This is a genomic window from Enterocloster clostridioformis (assembly GCF_020297485.1).
GTDB lineage: Bacteria > Bacillota > Clostridia > Lachnospirales > Lachnospiraceae > Enterocloster > Enterocloster clostridioformis.
Window position 1 is genome coordinate 3,004,382 of the sequence record NZ_JAIWZC010000001.1, and the last position, 20,934, is coordinate 3,025,315.

19 protein-coding genes and 5 pseudogenes are annotated in these 20,934 nt (G+C 43.2%); 12 read left to right on the forward strand and 12 right to left on the reverse strand.

The genetic code is table 11. The features are described from left to right. Positions 1 to 113: 113 nt before the first annotated feature. From LA360_RS15245 to LA360_RS15300, 11 genes and pseudogenes are all read left to right on the forward strand, one after another. On the forward strand, positions 114 to 587 hold the full coding sequence (locus tag LA360_RS15245; RefSeq protein ID WP_112482170.1) for a hypothetical protein: 474 nt from the start codon (positions 114 to 116) through the stop codon (positions 585 to 587). Then, on the forward strand, positions 584 to 1,228 hold the full coding sequence (locus LA360_RS15250) for a hypothetical protein (RefSeq protein WP_112482172.1): 645 nt from the start codon (positions 584 to 586) through the stop codon (positions 1,226 to 1,228). The genes LA360_RS15245 and LA360_RS15250 overlap by 4 nt, the downstream gene beginning before the upstream one ends. A gap of 7 nt (positions 1,229 to 1,235) precedes the next feature. After that, the gene (locus LA360_RS15255; RefSeq protein ID WP_160116340.1) at positions 1,236 to 1,658 is read left to right on the forward strand and encodes a protein-export chaperone SecB; all 423 of its coding nucleotides are present in this window, start codon (positions 1,236 to 1,238) and stop codon (positions 1,656 to 1,658) included. 350 nt (positions 1,659 to 2,008) lie between these two features. Further along, a pseudogene (gene istA, locus LA360_RS15260) lies at positions 2,009 to 2,881 on the forward strand (IS21 family transposase); the annotation flags it as partial. 61 nt (positions 2,882 to 2,942) lie between these two features. Continuing rightward, complete coding sequence (tnpA, locus tag LA360_RS15265) at positions 2,943 to 3,314, forward strand: IS66 family insertion sequence element accessory protein TnpA (RefSeq protein WP_057573074.1); 372 nt, start codon at positions 2,943 to 2,945, stop codon at positions 3,312 to 3,314. Beyond that, complete coding sequence (gene tnpB, locus LA360_RS15270) at positions 3,307 to 3,660, forward strand: IS66 family insertion sequence element accessory protein TnpB (protein ID WP_089776306.1); 354 nt, start codon at positions 3,307 to 3,309, stop codon at positions 3,658 to 3,660. The genes tnpA (LA360_RS15265) and tnpB (LA360_RS15270) overlap by 8 nt, the downstream gene beginning before the upstream one ends. Before the next feature lie 329 nt (positions 3,661 to 3,989). Continuing rightward, complete coding sequence (locus LA360_RS32150; RefSeq protein ID WP_442345930.1) at positions 3,990 to 5,093, forward strand: IS91 family transposase; 1,104 nt, start codon at positions 3,990 to 3,992, stop codon at positions 5,091 to 5,093. A 55-nt stretch (positions 5,094 to 5,148) separates the two neighbouring features. Beyond that, the gene (locus LA360_RS15290) at positions 5,149 to 5,334 is read left to right on the forward strand and encodes a hypothetical protein (protein WP_009295925.1); all 186 of its coding nucleotides are present in this window, start codon (positions 5,149 to 5,151) and stop codon (positions 5,332 to 5,334) included. Positions 5,335 to 5,420: 86 nt separating this feature from the next. Next, on the forward strand, positions 5,421 to 7,034 hold the full coding sequence (gene tnpC, locus LA360_RS15295) for an IS66 family transposase (protein ID WP_112482176.1): 1,614 nt from the start codon (positions 5,421 to 5,423) through the stop codon (positions 7,032 to 7,034). Between the two features lie 73 nt (positions 7,035 to 7,107). Then, positions 7,108 to 7,260, forward strand: a pseudogene (locus tag LA360_RS31930) (Mu transposase domain-containing protein); the annotation flags it as partial. A gap of 2 nt (positions 7,261 to 7,262) precedes the next feature. After that, positions 7,263 to 7,825, forward strand: a pseudogene (locus LA360_RS15300) (ATP-binding protein); the annotation flags it as partial. A 175-nt stretch (positions 7,826 to 8,000) separates the two neighbouring features. Here the strand turns inward: LA360_RS15300 and LA360_RS15305 are convergent. The 7 genes and pseudogenes from LA360_RS15305 to LA360_RS15335 form a co-directional block, all read right to left on the reverse strand. Then, positions 8,001 to 8,579 (reverse strand): nucleotide-binding protein, encoded by a 579-nt coding sequence (locus tag LA360_RS15305; RefSeq protein WP_225537551.1) that lies wholly within the window; start codon positions 8,577 to 8,579, stop codon positions 8,001 to 8,003. Positions 8,580 to 8,593: 14 nt separating this feature from the next. Then, positions 8,594 to 9,706 carry a hypothetical protein gene (locus tag LA360_RS15310; protein WP_022202623.1) on the reverse strand — a complete coding sequence of 371 codons (1,113 nt, stop codon included), beginning with the start codon at positions 9,704 to 9,706 and terminating at the stop codon, positions 8,594 to 8,596. Between the two features lie 171 nt (positions 9,707 to 9,877). After that, positions 9,878 to 10,201, reverse strand: coding sequence for a hypothetical protein (locus LA360_RS15315; RefSeq protein WP_225537552.1), 324 nt, complete (start codon positions 10,199 to 10,201; stop codon positions 9,878 to 9,880). Between the two features lie 86 nt (positions 10,202 to 10,287). Continuing rightward, a complete protein-coding gene (gene tnpC, locus LA360_RS15320; RefSeq protein WP_112482180.1) occupies positions 10,288 to 11,937 on the reverse strand; it encodes an IS66 family transposase in 1,650 nt (549 codons plus the stop codon). A gap of 147 nt (positions 11,938 to 12,084) precedes the next feature. Then, positions 12,085 to 12,438 (reverse strand): IS66 family insertion sequence element accessory protein TnpB, encoded by a 354-nt coding sequence (tnpB, locus tag LA360_RS15325; RefSeq protein WP_112482182.1) that lies wholly within the window; start codon positions 12,436 to 12,438, stop codon positions 12,085 to 12,087. After that, positions 12,431 to 12,802, reverse strand: coding sequence for an IS66 family insertion sequence element accessory protein TnpA (gene tnpA, locus LA360_RS15330; protein WP_112482183.1), 372 nt, complete (start codon positions 12,800 to 12,802; stop codon positions 12,431 to 12,433). Before tnpA (LA360_RS15330) ends, tnpB (LA360_RS15325) begins: the two co-directional genes overlap by 8 nt. 59 nt (positions 12,803 to 12,861) lie before the next feature. Beyond that, positions 12,862 to 13,707, reverse strand: a pseudogene (locus LA360_RS15335) (phosphohexomutase domain-containing protein); the annotation flags it as partial. A 301-nt stretch (positions 13,708 to 14,008) separates the two neighbouring features. Between LA360_RS15335 and LA360_RS15340 the strand changes: the two are divergent. Next, positions 14,009 to 15,292 (forward strand): IS630 family transposase, encoded by a 1,284-nt coding sequence (locus tag LA360_RS15340; protein WP_112481746.1) that lies wholly within the window; start codon positions 14,009 to 14,011, stop codon positions 15,290 to 15,292. 57 nt (positions 15,293 to 15,349) lie between these two features. Here the strand turns inward: LA360_RS15340 and LA360_RS15345 are convergent, their stop codons facing one another. The 5 genes and pseudogenes from LA360_RS15345 to LA360_RS15365 all read right to left on the reverse strand — a co-directional run bounded on the left by LA360_RS15345 (position 15,350) and on the right by LA360_RS15365 (position 20,800). Next, positions 15,350 to 16,135 (reverse strand): transposase, encoded by a 786-nt coding sequence (locus LA360_RS15345; RefSeq protein ID WP_112482186.1) that lies wholly within the window; start codon positions 16,133 to 16,135, stop codon positions 15,350 to 15,352. Further along, positions 16,105 to 16,599, reverse strand: coding sequence for a helix-turn-helix domain-containing protein (locus tag LA360_RS15350; RefSeq protein ID WP_112482188.1), 495 nt, complete (start codon positions 16,597 to 16,599; stop codon positions 16,105 to 16,107). The genes LA360_RS15345 and LA360_RS15350 overlap by 31 nt, the downstream gene beginning before the upstream one ends. Positions 16,600 to 16,714: 115 nt before the next feature. Further along, entirely contained in the window at positions 16,715 to 18,409 is a 1,695-nt protein-coding gene (locus tag LA360_RS15355) for a phospho-sugar mutase (RefSeq protein WP_112482190.1), read from the reverse strand. Between the two features lie 233 nt (positions 18,410 to 18,642). Next, positions 18,643 to 19,077 (reverse strand): annotated as a pseudogene (tnpA, locus tag LA360_RS15360) (IS200/IS605 family transposase). Positions 19,078 to 19,192: 115 nt separating this feature from the next. Next, positions 19,193 to 20,800, reverse strand: coding sequence for an O-antigen ligase family protein (locus tag LA360_RS15365; protein ID WP_112482191.1), 1,608 nt, complete (start codon positions 20,798 to 20,800; stop codon positions 19,193 to 19,195). Between the last annotated feature and the right edge of the window lie 134 nt (positions 20,801 to 20,934).

Genomic DNA, 20,934 nt, shown 5'->3' on the forward strand with positions numbered 1-20,934 from the left:
TGATTTTTCAGGTAAAATCAGCTATAATTTATTAAAACATTTGTTCGATCTAGCTTTTTTCTCCGGGAGGGGGTATAATTTGAGTATATTAATATAAAAAAGGATATACTTTAATGAACGAAAGAAAAAAGTTGTCGAATTCAATACCTCCTGATTTAGTAGACTATATCTATGAACAAGGCAAAGAAGATTATGTCCGGAAAGTTTATCGTATATCGAAAAGTGGAATTATTGATAGATTTACATTTTTAAATTCATACGAAGAATCACTTCATGAAAAAAGAAAGTTCAGACATAGTTTGTCTGATATTAAATCATTTGGAACATCATGTTCGCTAACTGATGATAGTCCACGAAATTTTTTAGGTTTTTTAAAAAGCAAATATCTCAAAAAATATCCATGTCCTTGTGTAATAGTTGGACATAGTATTGGAGGTTTATCACAAAGGACAAAAGATAGGGAACCAGATTATGCTGATGAAAATCATATTGACTGGTGGATATATAATGAGGAAGGTATAATCGAAACTATTATTAAAGATTTTCATATTGTAAATTATGAAGTGAATGATATGGAGAAATTATGAAGATGAATGTTTATTTTACAAATGTTTTAGATATTGGAGATTTGTATTTAGAAAAGGTTTTATTTGAATACGATAATGAACCTATTGTTTTTACATGCAAGGATTCCAATAATTATCGTTATTTATGTGTATGTGATGATATTATTGATTCTCATTCATGGATAGTTACAAAAATAAGCAATGAAATATTAATTGATGTAATTCAAAATAGAATCAGTGTTTTGTCGGCTTTTGAAACTTCTGGCAACAAAATAATAATTATTGATTATGATTTTGAAAGTGATGATTATCATTATCAAGCTTTAAATTTTGATGATATTGATGAAGATGAATTGCCTTCAAAAAATCAATATCTAAACAAAATTGATTGCTTTAATGAGTATGTTTCATTACTTAAAGAAGAAAATATTGATTATGTTTATAATCTTGATAGTGAAGTAAAAGACCTAAATATAACTGTTAAAATTAATAGTGTAAAACATACAATAACCGAACATATATCTTTGAGTAACTATATGCTTATGGCTTTATCAAATAATTTTTGTGGTTCTCCAGATATTGCTTTTCTGGATTTAACACAAAATGACAACGGTAAAGAAACAAAAAATGAATCCTCGATTGATTTATATACTGCTGCCTAAAGGAGATATGATGAAAAAAAGTGATTTTCAATTTAGCAACCCTTATCTTACAAAGCTAAATTTTAAAATTAATGATGATTTTGATAAAGATGACTATAATGGCGGGATGTCAATAGAAAGTGAAATTACACAAGAAGTAATAACTCCAGGTGAAGAAGCAAGAGTAAGTTTATTACTAAAATTGGGTAATGAATCGAATATTTATCCATTTTATTTTGAAATTGAAATGACTGCATTATTTAAAATTGTAAACTCAAATAGTAGTACTCAAATTAATCATTCTTTTTCCAAATTAATAAACACAAATGCTCCTGCTATGCTTTTATCTTACGCAAGACCGATTATATCTTTAATAACGTCTCAAAGTGGGATGCCAGCATTTTATATCCCATTTATAAATTTTACATCAGATAAAGAAAAGACACCTTAATTGGTGTCTTTTTATGGTAAGCGCTCAATAAAATAATGGCTATCTTTTTGTAAAGCATCCAGCTATAGTTAAAGCAAACTGTTCCAACTTCAACTTTTTGATTTGATCCGGCATCTCTGCTGTATCATTTCTGACCAGGGCATCAGCTCTTCTATACCTTCGGGCTCATCTTTGTAGTCCGGCATATAGAGCAGTACGGTCTCCAGCCGCTTCGTTTTCCGGGTCTCCGCATCAAGGTCCGCATACTCTTTTTCCAGTTCGAATAACTGGCTGCAGTAATCAAAGCCAATCTCTGCAGGAGTCTTATCCGGGGTCTTCTTCGATTCCCCAGGAAGTGCGTCATGCCAGTACTGGATAACTCTATGACCGACAGCAAACTTGAAGGGCTTCTATTCCCCAAAGAAGACAAAATATCATCTTCCAAACGGATGCCCGATTTTGCTTACATCCGCAAAGAACTTCTGCGGAACGGTGTGAGCAAAAAGCTATTGTGGACGGAATACATGGAGGACTGCCGTGCTAACGGCGAAGAACCACTCATGTATTCGCAATTCTGCTATCACATCCAGCAGGATGAGCAGAAAAGGCGTGCAACCATGCATATCAACCGGAAACCCGGTGAACAGGTTGAAGTTGACTGGGCAGGAGATCCTGCCACCGTCATTGATCCGGATACGGGCGGGATACTGAAAGCCTATATCTTTGTCGGAGTCATGACGTACAGCCAGTATGCATACGTCGAAGCGTTCCTTGACATGAAGCAGAAATCATGGATCAATGCCCATGTCCATATGTACGAATACTTCGGCGGCGTTGCCAAAATCTTAGTGCCGGATAACTGCAAGACTGCCGTTATCCACAATGGCGGATGGAAAGGCCAGCAGATCAACGAAACGTATCAGGAAATGGCAGAGCATTATGGGACTGCGATTTTTCCCGCACGTGTCAGAGCTCCCAAGGACAAGCCGAATGCGGAAGGAACCGTAGGTATGATATCTACATGGATCACTGCAGCACTTCGGGATGAACAGTTCTTCTCCCTCGCTGAATTGAACCGTGCTATCAGTGATAAGCTTACACTGTCTAACCGGAAGCTCTTTCAAAAGAAAGAGGGCAGCCGGCTCAGCTTGTTTCTTGAGGAAGAAAGACCATTGTTGTCGCCATTGCCCGCTACCCGCTTTGAACTGGCAGACTGGAAACAGGCTACCGTCCAGTTCAATTATCGTAAGTAGGTAATAATCAGTATCTGCAAATTTCCATCCACATTTGATAAGATAAGTTCAAATGATGGAGGTGATACCAATAAATACGAATGACAATGTAACCTCAAAGGCTGACCTTTGGGCAGACCGGTTCCATGCTTTTCAGGAAAGCGGTTTATCCCGCAAAGAATGGTGTCAGCAGAATGGAATCCCACAGTCTACACTGGGTTACTGGATCCGAAAGCTCCAGTCAGAAGCAGCTGAGACAGAAAGTGCTTCTGATCCGGTGTTTGCAAAGCTCCCTTCGGAACATGAACTCCATTTCAGTACAGCAGGTACAGGAAAACCTCCTGTGATGCTCTGTCTCCCGGAAAATATCCGGATTGAAGTTGCTGCGGACTGTCCAGCCAGACTGTTGACTGCCCTGCTTCAGGCCTTAAAGAACTATGCTTGATTTTTACGGAAGTACTACAGTCTATCTGGCATGTGGCTGCACGGACCTCCGGAAGAGCTACACTGGTTTAGCGGCCATCATCAAACTGAAATTCCATCTCGATCCGTACTCCCGCTGTATGTTCGCGTTCTGCAATCGCAGGCGCACATTGCTCAAGATCCTTCAGTGGGACGGGTCAGGGTTTTGGATCCTGATGAAACGGCTGGACCGCGATTCCTTCCATTGGCCTGACACACCGGATGAACTGCAGAAAGTTACGCTGAAAGAGATCCATTGGCTGTGCGATGGTTTATCCCTGAACCCCAGCGGCGCATTTGAAGAACGTCACCCGAAGATCGTCATATGAGCCCGGATCCTGTCAATTCGCAAAAAGCCGAAAATCACTTTGTTTTGGGCGGATTTTCCTCCGTCCCGGAATGCAGTTTCCTATAGGAACGGAATGCTTTTTCTGGTATACTTTCTGGCAGAGATTTCAGAAAGTTGAGGCTGTGTTATGGATCCGCTTTTTACAGAGGAACAACTGAACAAGAAAGTGCCTTCGGCACCTCAACTCCCCTAGCCCCTCATTCATGAGGGGAATTAGGGCTTGTTTTTTGCGTCATTTTATTCCATAATAATCTCATGAATGTGATTCAGAAGATGCTCAGAGACTATTACGAAATCATTGAATACGATATAAAACCCAGACCTGTCGTCATGGAAAACATTGATAAGGTCATTAACTGCGGGGATCCTTCTTATGGTGGCGCCATGTATGGCTGTCCCCATTGCGGTAACCTCAAGTTCGTTCCTTTCCGCTGCCACTCCAAGTTTTGCCCCTCCTGCGGCGCTAAGTATTCCAATGACAGGTCTACCGCTATGTCTTTTAAATTAATACAGTGTACCCATCGCCATCTCGTCTTCACCATTGACGAATCCCTCCGCCGCTTTTTCCTCGAAGACCGCACTCTGCTTAACTGCCTTTTCGAGGCTGTTTCTGATGTCATCAAAGAATATTTTTTCTCCCTGAACAAATCCAAAAACTTTGTCCCTGGGTTTATCTGTGTCCTTCATACCTTCGGTCGCCCTCTCGGTTGGAATCCACACATCCACTGTCTCCTTACCGAAGGCGGGTTTTCTGATGATGGTGTCTGGCGCAAGGTCACATATTTCAATTATTCCTACCTCCGTAAATCCTTTCAGACTGTTTTGTTAAATAAACTGGAAAAACGCATCGGTCCCTCTTTTAAAAAGATGAAAGCCGCCGTTTACCATAGGGACAGAAATGGATTCTACGTTTATGCCAAGCCCAATCTTTGCGACCCAAAATCCATTATTAAATATGTCAGCCGTTATCTTGGCCGCCCTGTCATTGCTCTTTCCAGGATTGATTCCTACGATGGGGAGATGGTGACTTTCCATTACAATAAGCATGAAGACAACTCTTTTGTAAAAAAGACTCTTCCCGCCATTGATTTCATTAAGCTGCTCATTCTGCATATACCTGAAAAAAACTTCAAGATGACCCGGTACTATGGGCTTTATGCCAGACACCGGGAGATTGACAATCAGCTCCATAAAGCAGTCCCAAAATCCAAACACAGGATTCTCCTCGATTTCAACACCTGGCGTAAGCTTTTCCTTCTTACCATGGGGTACGACCCCCTGCAATGCCCAAACTGCAGACATGAAATGGTCTTTCTAGAGCTGTACCATAAACATGAACGGGTTCCTCTGGATGAATTATACAAAAGGACAAGGATAAGGCATGGCCTTTATCCCCGGTCCCGCTCTGCTTGACTTTCTCTCCCATCTGCTTCATACTACATTTATTACAGATGGGAGGCAGTTGCAAATGAATCAAAGATATGTGGATGAACTCAGACAAAAATACATCAAAAATCCTCCAGAAGGAATGACACCCAAACTGGTCAGAAATATGACCGATTCTGATTTATTGGATATGCATTACTTTTTAACTGAAGATGACGACCTCGACGATGATGGATGGGAAGAAGGGTTCTATATCGACCTGTTCTAAATCACCGTCTGTTTTCTATACCCTCCTTTGGCAGAATCATTAGTTTACATAACTTTATTTCAGCAAGGACTTTCCTATAATACAAGATGAGCAGGGAGGATATCATCTCCCTGATGAAAACCATGCGGGAGCATTATCAGAAACAGGAAACAAAGATCCAGATCCTCGAAGAAAAAACAAAGGAACTGGAATTCCTGAACGCGATGCTTTCTGACCGTCTGACTCTTGCGCAGCGGAAACAGTTTGGCCCATCCAGCGAAAAATATGCGGATGGCTATACGCAGCTGAACCTTTTTAACGAGGCAGAGCAGGAAGCAGAGCCTGATGCGCCGGAGCCGGAAATGGAGGAGATCCATCCGTCTTCCTATAAAAGAAAGAAACGTTCCGGCAAAAAGGAGGAAGATCTTTCCGCCTTTGAGACAACGGAAGTAATTGAGTATAAGCTGACCGGCGCGGACCGAAACTGTCCGGACTGCAATACCAAATATAAAGTCGTGACAAAAGAGACGGTGAAGCGCCTGAAGTTTGTGCCTGCACGGTTTGAAGTGGTGGAGGAGGTCACCTATGTTTACAGCTGCCCAAAATGCGGGGCGATGAAACGTCCGGAAAAGGCGCCTTCCCTTCTCAAAGGCACTGTGGCAACACCATCCCTGGTGGCAGGCATCATGAACGCAAAGTATGTGGGCGGCATGCCCCTTGCGCGTCAGGAACGGGAATTCGCCCGTTACGACCTGAACCTTTCCACAAAGACCATGGCGAATTGGATCATCCAGTGTGCGGACCGGTATCTGCAGCCGCTTTATGAACTGATGAAGGAAGAATTCCTCCGGAGCCGGTACGCTCATGGGGATGAAACCCGTGTACAGGTAATCGATGAGCCGGAACAGAAAGGTTCCACCCAGAACTGGATGTGGGTCTATCTCACTGATGAATACAGCGGCGCACCCCGGATGGTCCTCTTCCAATACGAAAGAACCCGGGCGGGATATCATCCGGTGGAATTCCTTGGGGATCAGTACCAGGGATATTTCACCTGCGATGGATACCAGGCATACCACAGCCTTCCGGAAAGGATCACCGTGACAGGATGCATGGCCCATGCGAGGCGCAGATTTGATGAATCCCTGACCGTTTTGAAAAAGGACTTTACCAAAGAGCAGCTGAAGGAAACAACCGCATATCAGGCAATGGCACGGATCGGGATGTTCTATAAGATCGAAGAGATGATCCGTGACAAGTCACCGGAAGAAAGGTATGAAGAGCGTCAAAAGCAGGCAAAGCCGCTTTTAGAGGCTTTTTTCGAGTGGCTTCATACCCTGGAGGATGCTGTGGACAGATCTTCTAAGATCGGAGAGGCGGTCCTGTATACGCTGAACCAGGAAACCTATCTGAAAAGGTATCTGGAAGATGGCCATCTGAGTATTGACAATCTAGCTGCAGAGCGGGCACTGAAAAATTTTGCCATAGGGAGACGCAACTGGCTGTTTGCCAAAAGCATCCGCGGGGCACAGGCCAGTGCGACTGTGTACAGCATCACAGAAACTGCGCTTCTGAATGGACTGAAGCCATACAACTATCTCACATATGTGATGGAAAAGATGAAAGAACTCGGTGCGTTTCCGGCAAAGGAAGAAATGCTGGAGCTTCTCCCATGGTCCTCCAATCTGCCTGATGATTGCCGTAGCAAACTTAAAAAGTAAAAAACAGATCTTCCCCCGGTAAGTGCTGGGGGATTTCTTATTTTGTCAAGATACGGATTATTACTTACTTACCAATTATCACATAAGTATAGAAAAAATGCTATACTCTGTGCCGTATGGATACATCAAAAAAACGGTTGATGTACGGGTAACGGAACATACGATTGAAATATTCTACAACCATAAACGCATTGTTTCCCACCGCCGCCTTACGGGGCGTCCCGGGCTATCATGGATATCAGTTACACATCCGGGCGCAAGTTGAACAAGGAGCTCATACGCCGTCTTGCCACCTGCGAATATATCACTGAACACCGGAACCTGTTCATCACCGGTGCAACAGGCTGCGGCAAGACCTACATGGCTTGTGCGTTCGGCATGGAGGCCTGTAAGCAGTACTTCAATACCCGATACGTCCGTCTCCCCGATCTGCTCATCGACTTGGAGCTAGCTCGGACTGACCGCACTTATAAGAAGGTAATGGCAAAATATGCCAACCATTGGTATTGATCCTTGATGAGTGGCTCCTGCTGAAGCCGACGGAGGCAGAACAACGTGATATCTTCGAACTCCTGCACAGGAGGCGGAAGAAATCATCCACCATCTTCTGCTCCCAGTATGAGCGTTCCGAGTGGTATGACCAGCTTGGTAGGGATGCAAGCCCTCTTGCCGATGCCATCATAGACCGTATTGCTCACGACAGCTATGTTATCAACATCACCAGCATCGATCCTGAAAAAGACAGATCAATGCGTGAGGTGTATGGATTAGATAAGAACCTACGCGAGTAAACTCGCAAGAGATGATTTCCGTCTTCCGGTTATCTGATTTCCAGATTTCCGGAAGCGCGACTTCATCGCGCATGAATAATCAACTGTTACTGGCCTCTGCCTCACGAATACTTTGGAGAACAGCCAGCTGCGTCTTCCTATAGCAAAATATTTAATGCTGCGCTCGGCGGCCGTATTAAATTGTTTCCAGGGCTTTCTTGACTGCCTTTCGTATATCCTCTCCTGCCGTACGTATTCCTTGTCCAATATCAATTCTGAGAATGCCGCTTAAATCTGAAGGTATATCCAGATTCCCCTTACTCAGCAATATGACCCGGCCGCTTTTCCTGCCCATTTTACCTATAAAATATCCCAGCTCGAAAATTACATTCTGTCTGGCCCGAGCCTGATTCTCATGGTTAAAATCATCCGGCGTCAACAATACGAATACAATATCAGCCTGGTCTGCCTGTTCTTCAAACTTTTCAATAATCGTCCTGCCGCAATCCGGGAGTTCAGCCAGAATGACCGGGGCTGGAAAGCCCAATGTATTCTGCAGATAATCTTTAAGCTCTATACGAGCCAACGTATCATGTCCATGGACAATAAATATGTTTGCATCACGTTCATATTCCTGCGTCTGTGTCGGTTTTGAACGAAAATTACCATTGTTCCGATTTCCCGTCAACTCTGCCATCCTTGTCGCTCCTTCCGTGTCTCCGGCAACATTAACACCTTTGTCGCCACTTATCTGGCTGATGATTTTAATGTTCAATGTACCACCTCCCATCAAGGCATGTCCGCCAAATTCATTCCGCCGTCTCCACTTTTCTGCCATATCATTTTTATATCCCGGACATTACCCAGTATACTTCCCAGCCCAAATGTTAAAACAGACGGCGTAACGACCCGTACTACTTTTAACACAGTATCTTTTAGTCCCAAGAGAAAACTGCGGGAAATCTCTTCATACTTCAGTTCCATCTCAGATAGCTGTGACTTAAGCTGCTCTATGGTTCTGTCACTGACAAATGCCCTGAACACGTATAATTTGTTAATTGCTTCTTTTCCATATGTATCACTGTCCTTCACCAGTGAGTATATCCTGTCAATCACATTTCGACACTTATCATATTGCTGTGCCTGCATCATGGCCGTCACAGCGTGAAACAGAACCTCAACCAAAAGCGTTTCTTCGTTTGCCCATTCCAAATCATGATATGCCTGCTCAAAAAATGCCACTGCATGCTCCGGATGCTCCATAAGGACCCAGCTGATTCCCATCAGCCTATGAGCAGCATATTTTAAGTAGGGATCGCTAAAAGTGGGTTTATCCACGATATTGCATGCCAGCTGAGAATCATACGTCATGCTCTGGTATTGACCATTCATCATATTCACCGCGCCATAACACAAGGTAGCCCGTACACAATCTGCTTCGCATCCGTCTATGATAGAGCCCCAGTAGGACACCTTCCTGAAACAGTCCATGGATTCCTGATAGTTCTTTTCAACCAGATTATTAACAGCCTCAACCAATAATGCCCGTACACCCTTCTTACTCGGATCCTGAATCTGAACAGCTTTTATCATATCCACAACCATATCGAAAAGTATATCTTTTCTTATATCCCCGGTGACTGTCTGCAGGGCAACCGTAACCAAAAACTGATTGGGAGCCAGCCTTTCATCATCTGCATATCCAACCAGTGGAAGAATCATCCCCTGGCTGGCCATATCGCTGCGCCGTTTTTCAATTACCTCTGGTAACCGGGCCCCAGTCTTCGGTGCAGCTGTTCCCAACAGTTTGTCCAAAATATCACGGTTATCCTCTGCCGTGAATGCCCCCCTTACATTCGTTCCCATCAATATCTGAACTGGTGCGTCTAAAATGGTTCCCATTATCTACTCTCCTCCCCTATTCGTATCTTATCCCTTATAAAAAAAGTAAATCTTAGTTACATAATACACAATATATGGATAAGCTTCCGAAAAACGTTGAAATCAAACCGTTTTGTGATGAAAATAGATACGCAGAAAAAGCGCTGCTGCAGAATTAATCCAGAAGAGTCTTTAATAGAGTACCTTTTCAATATCCTCTTTTATCTTCATCTCCAATTGTTTAGCGTCTTCTTCGGTATCTGCGCAGATTGAAAAATATAACTTTAACTTTGGCTCTGTACCCGAAGGTCTGACCACCATGGATGCATTTCCTTCTAACATAAACTTCATCACGTTAGATTTAGGGAGCTCAATTTGATTCTCCCTTCCATCCCTATATTTAATCAGGGACTCTTTATAATCACTGATGGATATCACTTTCAGTCCTCCAATTTGACTTGGAGCCGCGGTTCTGAATCCACTCATGATTCCATCCATTTTTTTAATTCCTTCCATGCCTTCAAAGGTATGTAAGTAAGTAATAATCCGTATCTTGACAAAATAAGAAATCCCCCAGCACTTACCGGGGGAAGATCTGTCTTTTACTTTTTAAGTTTGCTGCGGCAATCATCAGGCAGATTGGAGGACCATGGGAGAAGCTCCAGCATTTCTTCCTTTGCCGGAAACGCACCGAGTTCTTTCATCTTTTCCATCACATATGTGAGATAGTTGTATGGCTTCAGTCCATTCAGAAGCGCAGTTTCTGTGATGCTGTACACAGTCGCACTGGCCTGTGCCCCGCGGATGCTTTTGGCAAACAGCCAGCTGCGTCTCCCTATGGCAAAATTTTTCAGTGCCCGCTCTGCAGCTAGATTGTCAATACTCAGATGGCCATCTTCCAGATACCTTTTCAGATAGGTTTCCTGGTTCAGCGTATACAGGACCGCCTCTCCGATCTTAGAAGATCTGTCCACAGCATCCTCCAGGGTATGAAGCCACTCGAAAAAAGCCTCTAAAAGCGGCTTTGCCTGCTTTTGACGCTCTTCATACCTTTCTTCCGGTGACTTGTCACGGATCATCTCTTCGATCTTATAGAACATCCCGATCCGTGCCATTGCCTGATATGCGGTTGTTTCCTTCAGCTGCTCTTTGGTAAAGTCCTTTTTCAAAACGGTCAGGGATTCATCAAATCTGCGCCTCGCATGGGCCATGCATCCTGTCACGGTGATCCTTTCCGGAAGGCTGTGGTATGCCTGGTATCCATCGCAGGTGAAATATCCCTGGTACTGATCCCCAAGGAATTCCACCGGATGATATCCCGCCCGGGTTCTTTCGTATTGGAAGAGGACCATCCGGGGTGCGCCGCTGTATTCATCAGTGAGATAGACCCACATCCAGTTCTGGGTGGAACCTTTCTGTTCCGGCTCATCGATTACCTGTACACGGGTTTCATCCCCATGAGCGTACCGGCTCCGGAGGAATTCTTCCTTCATCAGTTCATAAAGCGGCTGCAGATACCGGTCCGCACACTGGATGATCCAATTCGCCATGGTTTTTGTGGAAAGGTTCAGGTCGTAACGGGCGAATTCCCGTTCCTGACGCGCAAGGGGCATGCCGCCCACATACTTTGCGTTCATGATGCCTGCCGCCAGGGATGGTGTTGCCACACTGCCTTTGAGAAGGGAAGGCGCCTTTTCCGGACGTTTCATCGCCCCGCATTTCGGGCAGCTGTAAACATAGGTGACCTCCTCCGCCACTTCAAACCGTGCAGGCACAAACTTCAGGCGCTTCACCGTCTCTTTTGTCACGACTTTATATTTGGTATTGCAGTCCGGACAGTTTCGGTCCGCGCCGGTCAGCTTATACTCAATTACTTCCGTTGTCTCAAAGGCGGAAAGATCTTCCTCCTTTTTGCCGGAACGTTTCTTTCTTTTATAGGAAGACGGATGGATCTCCTCCATTTCCGGCTCCGGCGCATCAGGCTCTGCTTCCTGCTCTGCCTCGTTAAAAAGGTTCAGCTGCGTATAGCCATCCGCATATTTTTCACTGGATGGGCCAAACTGTTTCCGCTGCGCAAGAGTCAGACGGTCAGAAAGCATCGCGTTCAGGAATTCCAGTTCCTTTGTTTTTTCTTCGAGGATCTGGATCTTTGTTTCCTGTTTCTGATAATGCTCCCGCATGGTTTTCATCAGGGAGATGATATCCTCCCTGCTCATCTTGTTCAGTTGTTCCTCTGTAAAAAGCGGATCCATAACTCAGCCTCAACTTTCTGAAAGCTCTGCCAGAAAGTATACCAGAAAAAGCATTCCGTTCCTGTAGGAAACCGCATTCCGGGACGGAGGAAAATCCGCCCAAAACAAAGTAATTTTCGGCTTTTTGCGAATTGACAGGATCCGGGCTCATATGACGATCTTCGGGTGACGTTCTTCAAATGCGCCGCTGGGGTTCAGGGATAAACCATCGCACGGCCAAAGGAGTTCTTTCAGCGTAACCTTCTGCAGTTCATCCGGTGTGTCAGGCCAATGGAAGGAATCGCGGTCCAGCCGTTTCATCAGGATCCAAAACCCTGACCCGTCCCACTGAAGGATCTTGAGCAATGTGCGCCTGCGATTGCAGAACGCGAACATACAGCGGGAGTACGGATCGAGATGGAATTTCAGTTTGATGATGGCCGCTAAACCAGTGCAGCTCTTCCGGAGGTCCGTGCAGCCACATGCCAGATAGACTGTAGTACTTCCGTAAAAATCAAGCATAGTTCTTTAAGGCCTGAAGCAGGGCAGTCAACAGTCTGGCTGGACAGTCCGCAGCAGCTTCAATCCGAATATTTTCCGGGAGACAGAGCATCACAGGAGGTTTTCCTGTACCTGCTGTACTGAAATGGAGTTCATGTTCCGAAGGGAGCTTTGCAAACACCGGATCAGAAGCACTTTCTGTCTCAGCTGCTTCTGACTGGAGCTTTCGGATCCAGTAATCCAGTGTAGACTGTGGGATTCCATTCTGCTGACACCATTCTTTGCGGGATAAACCGCTTTCCTGAAAAGCATGGAACCGGTCTGCCCAAAGGTCAGCCTTTGAGGTTACATTGTCATTCGTATTTATTGGTATCACCTCCATCATTTGAACTTATCTTATCAAATGTGGATGGAAATTTGCAGATACTGATTATTACCTACTTACATATATTTAAAGCCAGTCAGCACATTCACTGTATCTACCCCATAATCAGATGCAATCCGCTCAGCCATATCGATGGTAACTATGGTCTTCATCATAAGAGGCCGGCAGGGCATACTGCCGCCGGCATTCCTTTGTTTGCAAATATACTCAAGCAGCAGCATACCGATTTCATTGGCGCTTAACAGCAAATATTTACATCCAGACTTTACCCCCACACCGACCCGGTCACAATCCGGGTCGGTTGCCAGCAGCAAATCACAGTTCAAACGCTTTGCATCGCGAATTCCCAATTCCATCGCCTGCTCAATTTCAGGATTCGGATAGGGACAAATTGGAAAACATCCATCCGGCATTTCTTGTTCCTTTACGGCATAAACATTTTGAAAACCATTTTCCTTCAACACTCTCTTAACACAATACCCTCCAGCTCCATTCAACGGAGTATAAACAATAGATATATCCTTTTTCATTCCCGCTTCGCATAATGCCTGTTCTGAAACAGCCTGAATAAATGCATCTACTGTTTCTTTGCCAATATAGACAACCAAGCCTTCTGCCTGAGCCTTCTCAAATGACATCCGAGCCACATCTGCAAACATGTCAACCCGGCTTATTTCCTTCTGAATTTCCTTTGCAGTCCCAGTGGTTATCTGGCATCCGTCTTTTCCATACACCTTATAGCCATTATATTCTGAAGGATTATGGCTTGCCGTAATAACAATGCCGCCATTACAGTGCAGCTGCCGTATTGCAAATGACAGCGAGGGAGTCGGCATTAATTCCGGATATATGTGAACTATGATTTTATTTGCAGCAAACACACCTGCTGCAGTTCTGGCGAAAAATGACTTTGCCCTTCAGTAACTAATGACATATCTTACGATCAGTTCTCCTTGTTTACACAAAACTTAAAACTCTCTATAACTAGTATAACTCGATTTAAATAAGCTTACAATTTAAGCATTGGTAGTAATCTGATTTCTTGGCTTACGTGTCCGTGCTTTGGGCGCACGTTTCCCTTGGTTTTCAGGATAATAATGTAAACTTATTAAAATCGAGTTATACTAGTATGACTCTATTTTAATAAGTTTACATTATTATCCTGAAATGGTATAATACTTATAGACCATTTCAGGAGGTAAAATGATGCCAAAGAGTGCTACGCCTATTTTTCTTTCCAATGATGATAAGTCATATTTAAAGTCCATTCTACAGAAGGGGACTGTTGAAGCCAGAGTCCACAGGAGAGCCAAAATCCTCTTATTAAAATCAGATGGCATGGCAGATGAAGCCATTGCTGGCAAACTCGATATTTCGAGACCGACGGTAAAGCTCTGCCTGAAAAAATATATGGAATCAGGCGTAAAAGCTGCCATGGAAGACAGTAAAGGCCGTGGCCGCAGGATTGAAATTACCGATGATGCAAAGGCATGGGTAATCAATATTGCCTGCCAAAAGCCTTCCGCATTCGGCCTCCCGGCAGAGTTATGGTATCCATTGAGCCTTACCCGCTACATCAATTCCGTTGCTGAACAGGAAGGATATCCCCGTATGGCGACAGCATCTGAGTTTTCTATCCGGAAGATACTTAGGAAAGCAATGCTTAATCCCCATAAGGTCACCTATTATTGTGAAAAACGGGATCCTGACTTTGAAAAGAAGATGCATGATGTGCTGGTCATTTACAAACAGGTTGAACTCCGCTTTGATGAAAATGGAAGTTTGATTCCGTTTGCCGGTGATGAAGAGCCGGTACATACATTATCCTATGATGAAAAGCCCGGGATCCAAGCGATTGCCACCACAACCGGGGACAGGCCCCCGGCTGCCAGTACGGAAAAAATGTCCACCGTACAGCGTGATTATGAGTATAAACGTCTGGGGACGCTCTCCCTATTGGCAGCGATTGACCTGCTGACCGGGGAAGCTATCCCACTGGTAAGCAATACTCATAAAAGCAGCGATTTTGTAACATTCCTTAAAATATTGGATGAGAAATACCCAAAAGGGGACAAAATACGGCTTATACTGGATAACCACTCCGCCCATACATCCAGGGAGACACAGGAATATCTGAATACAGTTCCTGGAAGGTTTGAATTTGTGTTCACACCCACACATGGCTCCTGGCTGAATATGGTGGAAGGCTTTTTCAGCAAAATGACCCGCCAGATGTTGTCCGGGATTCGTGTAGGCTCGAAAGAGGAACTAAAGGAACGGATTTTGAAATACTTTGAAGAAATCAATGAGGTTCCCGTCCCCTACAAATGGAAATACCGCTTGGACACGATTGATCTTTCGGAAGAGGATGTGGGCACAATCGTCTATGAAGTTGTAAATGCGAAAGCAGCAAGTCCTGAAAACCAAGGGAAACGTGCGCCCAAAGCACGGACACGTAAGCCAAGAAATCAGATTACTACCAATGCTTAAATTGTAAGCTTATTTAAATCGAGTTATACTAGTACAGTATTGCTTAAATATCAGTGATTAAATTACTAATGGTATCCCGGCATATGTCCACTTAAATGGGTGTGCTGTAAGATTGTATTGTTCAACAAAGCGCAGGATGCTTGCTTCCAGTTCTTCTATTGATAGGCAGCTTTTCCGCTTCAGCAGCTTCCGGTTAATGATGCCAAACCATATCTCAATCTGGTTCATCCAGGAACTGTGTATCGGAGTATAGACAAAGCGGATCCGGTGGGAAGGGTCATGCAGGAAATCCGCTCGGCTTTCCATACTTTTAAGGATCCCTGTTTTCCCTTTTTTGCCCAGTTCCACGCCAGGGGCACAGGCTTCTGCCACATAGCGGACAAGGGCTTCCGACTTATGGGTGTTTAGGCCATCGCATATAAATGTCCATGGGGCTTGCGGGTCTGTCCCTGCCAATGCTTTCACGGCTTCCACAAAATCCTCTTCTGTGCGTGTGGAGTTTAAATACGGCATTTCCATACGGCCCGTTGCAACATCAAAGAACCCGATGAGGCTGGTCGTGCCATGGCGGATATACTCAAACTCCATTTTGGCGCACTGGCCGGGTAATGGGAGCTTGTCAGGATATTTATGTTCCAGCGCCTGTACCCCGGTCATTTCATCAGTGGAAACAATGTGTGCACCTTCCCGGCTTTGTTCCTGGGCACTCTGGTACAGGCCGCAGATTTCGTTTACTTTCCGCGCAAAAGATTCCGGGGCTTCCGTCTTTTCCGAAGAATGAAGCCAGTAACGGATTCTGCGGGGATGTAAATCTACCTCATTTTTAAAAAACGGCTGACAGATTTCTCAGAAATCTGTTCAGCGATCCCCTGCTTTTTAATTTCTGCCACTAACAGCGGGAGGCTCCACTGGCTTACTTCGTACCCAAAATCATTTGGGTTGCTGCAGGCAAGGTCGATGATCCGCATGATCTGGTCCGGCGTAAAAACAGACGGGGCACCGGGGCGTTTTTTATCGGACAGGACTGCCCGTATCTCATCTTCAAGCTTTTCCGGGGCGTCCATTTCAATCCTCCGCAAGGCTGGGAGCGCCGCGAGGAACCGACTGCGCCAGGCGGCAGCATTATTATAATGAAGCCCGGCCTGTGGCGCAATATTCTGGTTGAGTTCCCCCTGTGACGCAGGCAGGACAATGCTGGCTCTTTTGACCAGTCCTGACGGAAGGGAGCGGCTTTTTGAAAAAGCAGATAATATGTTTTTCATGGCATCAGATAAAACCGGGATAGTATCAATTGTTTTCCTTCGCATATTAACACATCCATTCTTTAGTGATAGAATTATTATGCACCGACTACAATAAAAAAGCAGCGTCTATTCATTATTATTTTGGCAATGCTGTACTAGTCGTTCGACAAACAGCATTTTAATCACTGAAAAACTTCTCTATACTCTCCTGCATTTCACCTTCTATCCTCGAAGCTTCATTTATATCATCTGCGCATACCGACATGTACACTTTCATTTTAGGCTCCGTTCCTGATGGACGTACTATAACCGAGCAATACTTTTCTAATAGAAACTTTAATACATCTGACTTTGGCAATCCATCTACACCCTTTGAGTAGTCCAAAATTTCTAAGACCCTCCTTCCACCAATGTCATCCACGCCTTCCCGTAGTAACGCCATAATTTCCTTCATCTTTTGAAAACCAACGACGCCTTCAAAGGCATAAGAGTGCTGCGTATTTAGACAGTATCCATATGTCATATATAATTCCTGCAATTTTTCCCACAACCCAATACCTTTCGTTTTATAATAAGAAAACATTTCACATATTAAAAATGCCCCGTTTACTGCATCCTTATCCCTCACATAGGAACCGCTTAAGTATCCATAGCTCTCTTCAAATCCAAAGATAAACCGTTCGCACTGCCCTTTTGCTTCCAACACCCCAATTTGCTCGCCGATAAATTTAAAACCAGTCAGCATATTTTTCGTTTCTACACCATAATGTGATGCGATTCTTTCCGCCATATCAGTTGTTACTATTGTCTTTACCAGAAGCGGATTCTTCGGCATCATCCCATTGGCAATTCTTCTACTGCAAATATAATCAAACAACAACATTCCTGTCTCATTTCCACTCAGCAGCACATACTCCCCATTTTCGTCTTTAACAGCAATACCTACGCGGTCACAATCCGGATCTGTTGCAAGCAGAAGGTCTGCATCATATCTACTTGCATACTCAATTCCCAGTGCCATAGCCTCGTGTATCTCTGGATTTGGATATGGACAAGTAGGGAAATTCCCATTCGGCTGTTCCTGCTCTTTCACCACCGTAATATTAGTAAAACCGCTTTCCTGCAACGTCCGAAGAACTGGCTTAAGCCCTGTACCATTTAATGGAGTATAGACAATAGACACCTCCTTGTCTATCAAATCATTTGGTCCCAGTACACTTTGAGCCTTTACCGCATCAATAAATGCATCTATAATTTCCGGAACAATAAAGCTAATATACCCTGCCGCTACCGCCTCATCAAAGCCAGACCTACATATCCCCTCAAACAAATCAACATTTTCGACTTCAACTAAAATTTCACTTGCAACCTTTGTAGTAATCTGACATCCATCAGCTCCATATACTTTATATCCATTATACTTTGCCGGGTTATGAGATGCTGTTATCATAATACCAGCCGAACATTTTAACTGTCTCACTGCAAATGATAAACAAGGAGTTGGCCTCAACTCATCGAACAAATATACTTGAATGCCATTCCCTGCAAATACCTCAGAAGCAATCCTTGCAAACAACTCCGACTTAATTCGGGAATCATAACTAATCGCAATTCCGGTGACACCCCCTTGCTTTTTCATATAGTTGGCCAATCCCTGAGATGCTTTTGCCACTGTATATATATTCATTCGGTTGGTTCCCGCTCCAATTACCCCCCTTAGACCACCAGTCCCAAACTCCAGACTGCGATAAAATGCATCTTCAATCTTTTCCCAGTCGTCGGCAATGCAGTTTAGTTCTTCTGTAATATCAGCATCTTCCACTGCAAAGTCTATCCCGCGACGGTATTCATCCAAAATTGTCTCTGTTTTCATTAGACTATCCTTCCTGCGTCACAAATTAGAATTATATATCTTCTGCTTTCTTTTTTACCCATGGACTCAACTACCACCGGCTAAAGCCGGTAGGTTGATGCGGCCTAAAGGCCGCCGTTAAGCGACTGAAAGTCGCAGTGGGGGCTAAAGCCCCTGCTTTTGCGACTGAACTCACAGCAGGGCTGAAGCCCTTTCTTCTTAGACTGTAGTCTACTAAAGCCCTACTGAAGTAGTCATTCTTCTCCTATCGAAAAATTATCGTAGCCTTCTTCTTTTCCCTGCTTCTCTATATATTCTTCTATCATTTTTTGATCTACTTCCCCTACCGTTCCGCAAAAATATCCTCTTCCCCATATATGCTGTCACCAATATTTCTTTTTCAACTTCGGGAATTCTTCCTGCAGCAGCTTTGACGATTTTCCTTTCAGGTTCTGCATAATCTCACTGGGGGCCAAGTTCGCTGGACATGACAATAGCATATGTACATGATCCGGCTGTATACTTCCTTGTAATATTTTTATTCCCTGACTGTCACAGCCTTGTCTCAGCAAATCTCGTAGCCTAAAGGCTACATCTCCTTTTAATTCTTCATATCTATATTTCGTTATCCACACAAAATGGTACTTTATATCATATACCGTATGACTCCCATTTCTGTAATTTGCCATTTCTACGTACCTCCCGATACGCCAATTATATCACTGCCTCCTGGAAAAGGAAATGCCGCTGAAGCTCTACCGCCTAAAGGCGGTGGTTTTTACCTTAGGCTTGGAAAATAAAATATTATATCTTATCTCTCATATCTACCGTTTCCCGCGCAGCGGCCACTCCAATCATCAGCAGTGTAAACATAATTGGAGCAACAATCGGAACGCTTATATTAACAACTGCCTGTGCAGCATAGCATATAATCGAAAATGAAATAGGTATAAGAAATGAATTCTTTGAAGATGCATTAAACATTTCCATTATTGAAGTAAATAGCAGGGATAGATATGCAATTAAACCCACAAAACCTATTGTTATAAAGTATTGTAAATACTCATTGTGAGCGCTATCAAACTTTTCAAAAAATCTGCTGGCCATCTCCTCATAATAATTATTTACAGTAATAATTCCAAATGTATCTGGACCATAGCCAAAAATCTTATGAATCAATGGAAACTTACGGTAACTCTCTATTCCAATTCTCCAAATATATCCTCGTCGGGTACCCCAATCATCATTAATAACAAGATAAGTTTTTAAAGAACCATATTGGTCACCATTTCCTTTAATGTTTGCATCATACAATATATAGCCCACACAGAATATTCCTACTATTATAAGAATCAGCCAAATCCATCTTCCTAAATTACTTTTTTTCTGTACGCAACTTTCTTTAAATAACTTGGTTTCTAATATATGAATCAACGCTGTTGCTGCCCATAGTCCTGCTACTACATATTGAAACTTATCATAACCTACAACTATATTAAACAAACCATTAATTTCCAAAACATGCTCTGGTACGCTGCTAATAATGACATCAATTAGCTGAAATTCAGAAAATAAAAGCGCTAGAAGAAGTAAATACTTTTTAATACCACCTATACCATTGAATAGGTATAAGGGCAACAGTCCGAATAAAGCAATCAATGCCAGATACGCATTATCGCTGATTCCTGTAATTAATGCAAACAATGATATAACAACGCAAAAAGTATACCATACTTTTCGATAAAAGGTATTTTCATTAACAAAAAGGACCACACTCATACCAGAAATAAGTGCTATATATGATGTGTAGGTATTAATATTTCCAATCGTAGAAGCAAAAATCCTGTAATCATCCCATGAAAGTCCCACCTTAAATCCAATCGGGTCCATTTTAAAAAACTGAAATATTCCAATAATACATGCTATCATTCCTGCAGCCAAAAATATATCCAAATACCATCTTTTAAACTTTAAGCATCTGGTAATGATAAAAAAGCTCACAAAATATAAAAGAATTAAAAACATTCCTGTATATCTACCTTCATTTCCCCAAAAAGATTCATAAAAATAATCGGATTGAAAAGTTGATATTGTGACTGCAACCATGAATATAATCATTGCCCAATCTGCTATATTCAAAGCCTTCTTTCTGAACTGCTTAATTACATACCGAGTGTTCTCCCACTGGTAATCTCTGGCATCAACATGCATATATATAAGCGCTGTTATTAAGATGAGCACCACTAATGCAATCACTGAACCATAATAAAACATGTATTTCACGCTTAATATATCATAATAATAATCATGAAAAACCAAAGGAAAAATTGCCAGTATTGCGACTATATAAATGCTCGCTATAATTTCATTGGATCGTTTCCACGATACGATTAAACCGTTTTTTTCATTCATCCGTCTGTTATCCTTTCTTAAACTATAATGTTTTATCAGTATACCATTTTGTACCCGAATCTGCAACTTCGTCATAACATGTAAGGTTGCAGCCTTTAATATTTAATGTTATACTAAATATACTTTCTCTTAAC